Source organism: Mycobacterium sp. 1245801.1 (genome assembly GCF_001673055.1).
GTDB lineage: Bacteria > Actinomycetota > Actinomycetes > Mycobacteriales > Mycobacteriaceae > Mycobacterium > Mycobacterium europaeum_A.
Genome location: NZ_LZKY01000346.1, coordinates 26,306 through 35,101, shown reverse-complemented (window position 1 = coordinate 35,101; position 8,796 = coordinate 26,306). Strand labels below are relative to the sequence as shown.

Annotated in this window: 7 protein-coding genes and 2 pseudogenes; 5 read left to right on the top strand and 4 right to left on the bottom strand. The window is 69.2% G+C overall.

Features of this window, described 5'->3' with window-relative positions; genetic code table 11:
- Positions 1-517: pseudogene (locus A5622_RS29825) on the top strand (hypothetical protein); the annotation flags it as partial.
- 4 nt (positions 518-521) lie between these two features.
- Here A5622_RS29825 and A5622_RS21500 read toward each other — a convergent pair.
- The 4 genes and pseudogenes from A5622_RS21500 to A5622_RS21485 all read right to left on the bottom strand — a co-directional run bounded on the left by A5622_RS21500 (position 522) and on the right by A5622_RS21485 (position 3,048).
- Positions 522-1,564, bottom strand: a pseudogene (locus tag A5622_RS21500) (LLM class F420-dependent oxidoreductase).
- Positions 1,565-1,602: 38 nt separating this feature from the next.
- Positions 1,603-1,953 carry an ester cyclase gene (locus A5622_RS21495; protein WP_066881091.1) on the bottom strand — a complete coding sequence of 117 codons (351 nt, stop codon included), beginning with the start codon at positions 1,951-1,953 and terminating at the stop codon, positions 1,603-1,605.
- A 32-nt stretch (positions 1,954-1,985) separates the two neighbouring features.
- On the bottom strand, positions 1,986-2,825 hold the full coding sequence (locus A5622_RS21490) for a dienelactone hydrolase family protein (protein WP_066881090.1): 840 nt from the start codon (positions 2,823-2,825) through the stop codon (positions 1,986-1,988).
- Positions 2,826-2,850: 25 nt separating this feature from the next.
- Entirely contained in the window at positions 2,851-3,048 is a 198-nt protein-coding gene (locus A5622_RS21485) for an Rv1535 family protein (RefSeq protein ID WP_066881088.1), read from the bottom strand.
- A 538-nt stretch (positions 3,049-3,586) separates the two neighbouring features.
- Here A5622_RS21485 and glmS point away from each other — a divergent pair.
- From glmS to A5622_RS21465, 4 genes are all read left to right on the top strand, one after another.
- The gene (gene glmS, locus A5622_RS21480) at positions 3,587-5,461 is read left to right on the top strand and encodes a glutamine--fructose-6-phosphate transaminase (isomerizing) (RefSeq protein WP_066866322.1); all 1,875 of its coding nucleotides are present in this window, start codon (positions 3,587-3,589) and stop codon (positions 5,459-5,461) included.
- Positions 5,462-5,581: 120 nt separating this feature from the next.
- Positions 5,582-6,484, top strand: a complete 903-nt coding sequence (locus A5622_RS21475; RefSeq protein WP_066881086.1) for a DUF4436 domain-containing protein — start codon at positions 5,582-5,584, stop codon at positions 6,482-6,484.
- A gap of 104 nt (positions 6,485-6,588) precedes the next feature.
- The gene (locus tag A5622_RS21470) at positions 6,589-7,269 is read left to right on the top strand and encodes a rhomboid-like protein (RefSeq protein WP_066866354.1); all 681 of its coding nucleotides are present in this window, start codon (positions 6,589-6,591) and stop codon (positions 7,267-7,269) included.
- Between the two features lie 73 nt (positions 7,270-7,342).
- Positions 7,343-8,773: a bifunctional ADP-dependent NAD(P)H-hydrate dehydratase/NAD(P)H-hydrate epimerase gene (locus A5622_RS21465; RefSeq protein WP_066881084.1), complete on the top strand. Its 1,431-nt coding sequence runs from the start codon at positions 7,343-7,345 to the stop codon at positions 8,771-8,773.
- Positions 8,774-8,796 lie beyond the last annotated feature (23 nt).

The following is an 8,796-nucleotide window of genomic DNA, read 5'->3' as shown; positions in this document are numbered from 1 at the left end:
GCCGGAGTCCGCGACTGGCGGCGGCGCGTCGTCGGCGGGCGCCGGCGCCGGACTCACCGAATCCGGTGCGGCGGTGACCGGTACGGGCGCGGCGGTGAGCGGCGCGGCGGCGGCCAACGTCGGTGCGGTGGGCGGGCTGATTGGATCGGCGGGTGACGGGCCGGACGGCGCGGACCCCTTCACCGACGGTGGCAAGGACGGCTTGGACGAAACCCCGTTCCACCCAGAAGATCTCGAGGACGCCGACGCCAAGGCGCCCGCCGACGACGCGCCCGCCGGCCAGGCCGCCGAGGATGGGCAGGCCCAGCCCGTCGACGAAGCCGCGCCGCCGCCACCCGACGAGTCCATCCAACCGGTCGAGGCCCCGGCCGACCCGTCCCCGGCCGACGCACCGCCACCCGGGGAGCCCCCCGTGCCTGCCGCCGCCGCCCCCGCCGCCGAGCCGGCGCCGCAGGCCGACCAGGCGAAAACGCCGTGCGAGATTGCCGCCGACCAGCTTCCGCAGGCGGGGCAATGACCGCTCAGACGGGCCGCAGCCGCAAAGCCTCCTCGACGAAGCGCATGGATTCGGCCCGGTCGGTGGACAGCGGGTTCACCAACAGCGTGGTCACCCTCGCCTCGGCAAAGGCGGCCATGCGTTCGGCGACGTATCCGCGCGGGCCGATCAGCGACATGCCGCGCACCAACTCGTCGGGCACCGCGTCGATGGCCTCCTGCTTGCGGCCGGACAGGTACAGCTCCTGGATCCGGTCGGCGACCTCGCCGAACCCGTAGCGCGTCGCCAGATTGTGGTAGAAATTGCGGCCTTTGGCGCCCATCCCGCCGATGTAGAGGCCCAGCTGCGGCTTGACCCAGGCCAGCCGCTCGTCGAGGTTTTCGCCGATGGCCAGCGACGCGTGCACCATCACATCGAGCGGCCCCAACGCGGGATCGCGCTTGGCGGCACCGGCCGCCAGCGCCTCGCCCCAGATCGAGTCGGCCTGTCCGGCAGATAGAACACGGGCTGCCAGCCCTCGGCGATCTCGGCGGTGAGCTCGACGTTTTTGGGCCCCAGCGCGGCGATGCTGACCGGAATGCGTTCGCGCACCGGGTGATTGATGAGCTGTAGCGGCTTGCCCAATCCCGTGCCGCGGTCCGCGGGCAGCGGCAGCTGATAGTGCTTGCCGTCGTACTGCACGCGTTCGCGCCGCCACACCTTGCGGCAGATCTCCACGATCTCGCGGGTGCGCCCGATCGGGGCGTCGAACGGGACGCCGTGGAACCCCTCGACCACCTGCGGCCCGGAGGTGCCGATGCCGAGGCGGAAACGCCCGTCCGACACGTAATCCAGCCCCGCGGCGGTCATCGCCAGCAGCGACGGGGTGCGGATGTAGATGGGCAACACCCCGGAGGCCAGCTCGACCGAGTTGGTCTTGGCGGCCAGGTATCCCAGCTGGCTGATGGCGTCGAAGGCATACGCCTCGGCCACCACCGCGACCTCGATGCCGGACTTCTCGAGTTCGACCACGCGATCCACGGCCTCGTGAAAGCCGCCCGAATAGTTCAGAGCGATCCCGATTCTCATCACTGACACTTACCACGCTGCCGCGCGGTCCAAGGCCGTCAGCCCGCCGAAGTGCCCGTCCAGTACTCCGCGAACCGCTGACCGTCGGCGGCGAGGCGCAGGATGTCGTTGCCGGTGAACGAGACCGGTCCGTCCGGGCCCAGGCCGGTGCCCACCCAGCGGCCCGCGACCAGGTCACCGTCACACAGCGGGCCGAGCTCGATGGCAAAACTCAAGTCCGAGAACATGTTTCGGGTCTGCTCGACCACCTGTGCGAGCTCCTGGGGTCCGCAGACCTCCCGGCCCGGCCAATGACCCACGAAGTCGTCGGTGACGATTTCGGGCGCGATGGGCGCGCCGTTCCACAGCTCGATGATCCAGCGGTCGTAAAGCGCTTGCACGGTCGACATACCGGGGCAATTACCCCGTCGGCTGCGCCTTCTCACTTCAGCAGGGCGACGATCTTGTCTTCTGTGGGAATCGCTTCGGCCTCGGGGTCGATCGCGTCGGTGCGCGGCAGGTGCACGTCGGGGTCGGCGAAATCACGGTACTTCTTGTCGCCGGCCAGCGCATAGAGCAGGTAGCCGGTCAGCAGCGCCCGAACCGACCGCTGCGTGCGCCGGTGCGGTCCGGCCAGACCCACCACCTTGGTCAGCCGTCGTCCCTCGACCAGGCCATCGGGTTCGGCCTTGCTGACGATGCGCAGCGTCGCCGCGTCCCACACGTCGGCGAGCGGCCACGCATGCGAGTTCAGGGCTTTCGGATCGCCCGGCGCGGCGAAGATCACCCCGGGAAGCTGCAGCGTCGCGGCCGGCTGCTGGGCCGGCGGACTGGTGACGCTCGGAAAGATCGCCGCCACCGCCGCGGGCTTGGCCGGCATGCCGGCCGCGGCGAACACCGCCGCCGAGCCGCCGAAACCGTGACCGGCCACGCCGAGCTTGGCCGGATGCACGCTGATCTTGCCGGGGCCCAGGCGCACGCCCGAGACGATGTCCAGGGCGGTGCCGAGATCGAAGGCGAAGTTGAGCACCGACGGCGCCAGGCCGCGCTGGGTGTCGGGCGCGCCGGCCACGATGCCCCACGACGCGAGGTGCTCGAGCAGGTTCGAATACCGGGCCGCGCCGGCGAGCCAATCGTGACCGAACGCCACCCCGGGCAGATTCAGCCCCTCCTCGGGGGTGTACACCACCCCCGGCAGCCCGGCAAAGGCCAGGTCACCACGCAAAACCCGATGCGGACCACGGCGGCTGAGAGCTGCGACGAGCTTGCGGATGCGGGCCACGCGTTGACGTTAGCGCATCCTTCGGCTAGGCCCTGACCTCGAGGACACCCACCCGCCATAGCGCCGCGTAGAGCTGATGCAGCGGGATGGACAGCAAGCGGGTGGTCATGGCCATCAAGGGGTCCGTGGGGCCGGCCGACGGCCGCCGGCGCGGCGCGGCCGGTTGCGTGGCTGCCGACGCCGTCGCGGCGGGCACCACGTCGTCGTAGCGAACTGCGGTCATGATTGCCTCCCATGGCGCCCGGCGGGCGGTCGGAAAAAGTTACGCATCTCAATACGACCCGTTGCACAATTCCCGGTTAACAACCACTGACAACGAAAATTCATTGCTCGGCTAAAAGCGTGGTCCCAGGTAGCCAGATCATCTGACCGATACCGAATGAAATCCTTGCTGCAAACGGATGACCGCGGCTGCGTGGCCGACAAGCTGTGCGATCGTGATCGGTCTGGCTTCAAGCAGCTCGTCCTTCCGCGGCTTTCCGGTTATTTCCAGTCTTTGCTGACATTTCAAATATTAGGGCGGTGTGTCCCGCGGGCGTTGGTCCGACACGAAACCGTCACAAATACACCGAGTGAAAAATGTTCCCGCCGTTTATGACGGTTGAGTGAATGGCGGAGGTGCCCAGGGCGCCGGGCTCATGCGCGGCGGAACCAGAACCGGCGGTAGGGCAAGGTCACAGCCGGCCCTTTGCGCAGGTGGGCGGCCCAACCCCGGCCGCGGAGTGCGGGGTCGGTGCCGCGCCTGCACTACCCTGTTCAGAATGTGCGGAATCGTCGGCTATGTCGGGCAGCAGCCCGCCTGCGAGGTCGTCATGGCCGCGCTGCGCCGGATGGAGTACCGCGGCTACGACTCGTCGGGCGTCGCCCTGGCCAATGGTGACGGCACGCTGACGATCAGCCGTCGCGCCGGCCGGCTGGCCAACCTGGAAGAGGCGGTCGCCCAGATGCCGCCGTCGTCGCTGACCGGGACCACCGGCCTGGGCCACACCCGGTGGGCCACCCACGGTCGTCCGACCGACCGCAACGCGCACCCGCACCGCGACGCCGCCGGCAAGATCGCCGTGGTCCACAACGGCATCATCGAGAACTACGCCAACCTGCGCCACGAACTGGAGGCCCAGGGCGTCGAGTTCGCCAGCGACACCGACACCGAGGTCGCGGTGCATCTGGTGGCTCAGGCGTATCGGCACGGCGACACCGCGGGGGACTTCGCCGCGTCGGTGCTCGCGGTGCTGCGCCGCCTGGACGGCCACTTCACGCTGGTGTTCGCCAACGCCGACGAACCCGGCACCATCGTCGCCGCCCGCCGCTCCACCCCGCTGGTCATCGGCATCGGCGAGGGCGAGATGTTCGTCGGCTCCGACGTTGCGGCGTTCATCCCGCACACCCGCAACGCCATCGAACTCGGCCAGGACCAGGCCGTGGTGATCACCGCGGACGGTTACCGGATCACCGACTTCGACGGCAACGAGGATTTGGGGCCCGGGGCATACCGCGAGTTCCACATCGATTGGGACTTGGCCGCCGCCGAGAAGGGCGGCTACGAGTACTTCATGCTCAAGGAGATCGCCGAGCAGCCCGCCGCGGTGGCCGACACCCTGCTGGGACACTTCGTCGACGGCCGGATCGTCCTCGACGAACAGCGCCTGTCCGATCAGGAACTCCGCGAGATCGACAAGGTGTTCGTGGTCGCCTGCGGCACCGCCTATCACTCCGGGCTGCTGGCCAAGTACGCGATCGAGCACTGGACGCGGCTGCCGGTCGAGGTCGAGCTGGCCAGCGAATTCCGGTATCGCGACCCGGTTTTGGACCGCAGCACCCTGGTGGTCGCCATCTCGCAGTCCGGCGAGACCGCGGACACGCTCGAGGCGGTCCGGCACGCCAAGGAGCAGAAGGCCAAGGTGTTGGCCATCTGCAACACCAACGGCTCGCAGATCCCGCGCGAGTGCGACGCCGTGCTGTACACCCGGGCCGGCCCGGAGATCGGGGTGGCCTCCACCAAGACGTTCCTGGCGCAGATCACCGCCAACTATCTGGTGGGGCTGGCGCTGGCGCAGGCCCGGGGCACCAAGTACCCCGATGAGGTGCAGCGCGAATACCACGAGCTGGAAGCGATGCCGGACCTCGTCGCGCGGGTGATCGCGACCATCAAGCCGGTGGCCGCGCTGGCCTACCAGTTCGCCCAGTCCCCGACGGTGCTGTTTCTGGGCCGCCACGTCGGCTACCCGGTGGCGCTCGAAGGTGCGCTGAAACTCAAGGAATTGGCCTACATGCACGCCGAGGGGTTCGCCGCCGGTGAGCTCAAGCACGGCCCGATCGCGCTGATCGAGGACGATCTGCCGGTCATCGTCATCATGCCGTCCCCCAAGGGGTCGGCCGTGCTGCACGCCAAGCTGCTGTCCAACATCCGCGAGATCCAGGCGCGCGGCGCGATCACCATCGTGATCGCCGAGGAAGGCGACGACACCGTGCGCCCCTACGCCGATCACCTGATCGAAATCCCGTCGGTGTCAACGCTTTTGCAGCCGCTGCTGTCGACCATCCCGCTGCAGGTGTTCGCCGCGTCGGTGGCGCAGGCCCGCGGCTACGACGTGGACAAGCCGCGAAACCTGGCCAAGTCCGTCACCGTCGAATAGGCGCGAAGCAGCTCGCGCTGCTTCCTCCGTATCACCGGCGAATACGCAGCCGATCCATTACATTGCCCTGGGAAAGCTTTTGCGGCAGGTGGGTTGGGCTACGTCCGTACGGGAGGAAGTATGCGATCGGCCGGCACGAAGTACGGCGTCGTAGGTCTTGTCGTCCTCATCCTCGCGGCATACGTGGTAGCCGTCGCGATGTACGCGCAGAGCGGTACCGGACGACGTCTGGACGTCGCCGCTCCGGCCGTCGACGGCGACAAGCCGTCGGCGACCATCAACGTCGAAGACATCCAGTCCAACAACAGCGTGCTCGCCGTCAACCTGGCATTCAATCCCGGATCGGCGTTGCTGGACCCGAAAACCCACCACCTCAAGGACGATCTGAGCCTGCGCGTGCGTTCCTCGGCGATGCCGTCCCGGCACACCTGGACCAAGGGCATGCTGCCCGGCCTGATGGCGGTCCCGCTGACCATCGCGGGCCAGATCGAGCGGTGGCCCTTCGACCAATATCGCTCGGGGCCGATCGAAGTCGAAATCTTCTACGGCCCGGACACCGACCGGGCGCCCGACCATGTGCCGGTGACCTTCGTCGACCACCTGTCCGGGTGGCGGCTGTCCGCCACCAGGTCCCAGGCGGACGGTCCCTACCGGCTGAACGTGCGGCGCTCGCTGAGCACCGCGGCGTTCGCCATCGTCATCCTCGGCGTGCTGATCACGATTGCCAGCCTGGCCCTCGTCGTGGCGATTCAGACGGCGCGCGACCGGCGGCCGTTTCAGCCGCCGATGACGACCTGGTACGCGGCGATGCTGTTCGCGGTGGTGCCGCTGCGCAACGCGCTACCCGGCTCGCCGCCGTTCGGCAGCTGGGTCGACATCACCGTCGTCATCTGGGTGCTGGTCGCGCTGGCGGTCTCGATGATTCTCTACATCGGCTGCTGGTGGCGGCATTTGAAGCCGCCGCCCGCCGCCGCACCGGCGGTACCGGCGCCCGCAGCGGCCGAACCGGCACCGGCCAAGTAGCCGGACGCCGGCGGCGTGTTTGCCGCCGAAGCTGTCCGGCGCCGCGCCCCGCGTGCGAAGGTTGAGTCGTGGCGCATCCATCGGTTCGCAGGCGAGTGCGCAGCATGACGCTGGCGGTCTGGCACTACGTCACAAGCGCGCCGTTGACCTATGGCTGGTTGTTGGTGTTGATGATCACCACGATCATCCAGACCCATCTCACCGGCAGGGAGCTGCACTCGGTACTGCTGCACCGCTCCACCAACATTCACGAACTGGGCAGGGATCCGCTCGATGTCCTGTTCTCCAGCCTGCTGTGGATCGACGGCAAGAACTTCGAGCCCTACCTGCTGCTGTTCACCCTGTTTCTCGCGCCGGCCGAACACTGGCTCGGCCAGCTGCGCTGGCTCACAGTGGGATTGAGCTCGCACATCCTGGCCACCTACATCAGCGAAGGCATCCTGTACTTCGCGATCGAGGACCATGACGCCCCGCAACGGCTGGTGCACGCCCGCGACATCGGGGTTAGCTATTTTCTGGTCGGCGTGATGGCCGTGCTGACCTACCACATCGCCCGGCCATGGTGCTGGGGCTATCTCGGGGTGCTGTTCGTCATCTTCGGTTTCCCGCTGATCACCATGGGTAACGAACTGAACTTCACCGCCATCGGGCACTTCACCTCGATTCTGATCGGCCTGTGCTTCTACCCGATGACGCGCACGCGTTCCAAGGGCAGCCGGCAGCTCGGTCCGGCGCGCCTGCGGGGCATCGTGCGCCGCCGCGTGCCGCCGGCCACCCCGAGCTGATGCCGGCGCCCGCGCGCAACCGAAAAACCGTGGGCGCCAAGCCCCCGCGACGGTGCCACGTAATCTGACTCTGATGCGGCATTACTACTCGGTAGACGCGATCCGCCAGGCCGAAGCGCCACTGCTGGCCAGCCTGCCCGACGGCGCTTTGATGCGACGCGCGGCCTACGGGCTGGCCACCGAGATCATCGGCGAGTTAGCGGCGCGCACCGGCGGGGTAACCGGGCGACGTGTGTGCGCGGTCATCGGCTCCGGAGACAACGGCGGAGACGCGTTGTGGGCGGCCACCTTCCTGCGCCGTCGCGGCGCGGCCGCCGACGCGATCCTGCTCAACCCGGAGCGCACCCACCGCAAAGGCCTGGCGGCGTTCCGAAAGGCCGGCGGTCGCGTCGTCGAAAGCGTCTCGCCGACAACCGATCTCGTCATCGACGGCGTGGTGGGCATCTCCGGCTCCGGAGCGCTGCGGCCCGCCGCGGCCGAGGTGTTCGCCGCCGTCAACGATGCCCGAATCCCGGTGATCGCCGTCGACATCCCCAGCGGCATCGACGCGGCGACCGGCGCAATCACCGGCCCCGCCGTGCGCGCCGTGCTGACCGTCACCTTCGGCGGCCTCAAACCCGTGCACGCGCTGGCTGATTGCGGGCGGGTCCGGCTGATCGACATCGGGCTCGACCTGCCGGGTGCACCGAACGTCGCAGCGTTGGGGTTCGAGGCCGCCGACGTGGCCGCCCGCTGGCCGGTGCCCGGGCCCCACGACGACAAGTACTCGCAGGGCGTCACCGGCGTGATGGCCGGCTCGTCGACCTATCCGGGCGCCGCCGTGCTGTGCACCGGCGCCGCCGTCGCCGCCACCTCCGGCATGGTCCGCTACGCCGGCAGCGCGCACCGCGAGGTGCTCGCGCACTGGCCCGAGGTGATCGCCTCGCCCACCCCCGCCTCGGCCGGCCGGGTGCAGTCTTGGGTCGTCGGCCCGGGACTGGGCACCGACGACGTCGGGGCGGCGGCGCTGTGGTTCGCGCTGGAAACCGACCTGCCGGTGATCGTGGATGCCGACGGGCTGACCATCCTGGCCGCGCACCCCGAGTTGGTGGCCAACCGCACCGCGCCGACGGTGCTGACCCCGCACGCGGGTGAATTCGCCCGGCTGGCGGGTAACCCGCCGGGTGATGACCGGGTGGGCGCGTGCCGCAAGCTGGCCGACGCGTTCGGCGCCACGGTGCTGCTCAAGGGCAACGTCACCGTCATCGCCGACCCGGGCGGCCGGGTCTACCTCAATCCGGCCGGGCAGTCCTGGGCGTCCACCGCCGGCTCCGGTGACGTGTTGTCCGGCATGATCGGCGCGCTGCTGGCCGCGGGCCTGCCGGCGGTCGAGGCGGCCGCCGCCGCGGCCTTCGTGCACGCGCGCGCGGCAGCGTGCTCGGCCGCCGACCCCGGCCCCGGCGAGGCCCCCACCTCGGCCTCGCGCATCGTGCCGCACATCCGAGCCGCCCTGGCCGCCCTATAGAGAGGATCTCGTCGTGCCCCAAC

Excerpts from the sequence above, each read along its gene's own strand:
- A5622_RS21495 (WP_066881091.1), bottom strand. The coding sequence starts at position 1,953 with ATGTCGACCGTGCAAGCGCTTTACGACCGCTGGATCATCGAGCTGTGG.
- A5622_RS21470 (WP_066866354.1), top strand. The coding sequence starts at position 6,589 with ATGACGCTGGCGGTCTGGCACTACGTCACAAGCGCGCCGTTGACCTAT.
- glmS (WP_066866322.1), top strand. The coding sequence starts at position 3,587 with ATGTGCGGAATCGTCGGCTATGTCGGGCAGCAGCCCGCCTGCGAGGTC.
- A5622_RS21485 (WP_066881088.1), bottom strand. The coding sequence starts at position 3,048 with ATGACCGCAGTTCGCTACGACGACGTGGTGCCCGCCGCGACGGCGTCG.
- A5622_RS21465 (WP_066881084.1), top strand. The coding sequence starts at position 7,343 with ATGCGGCATTACTACTCGGTAGACGCGATCCGCCAGGCCGAAGCGCCA.
- A5622_RS21475 (WP_066881086.1), top strand. The coding sequence starts at position 5,582 with ATGCGATCGGCCGGCACGAAGTACGGCGTCGTAGGTCTTGTCGTCCTC.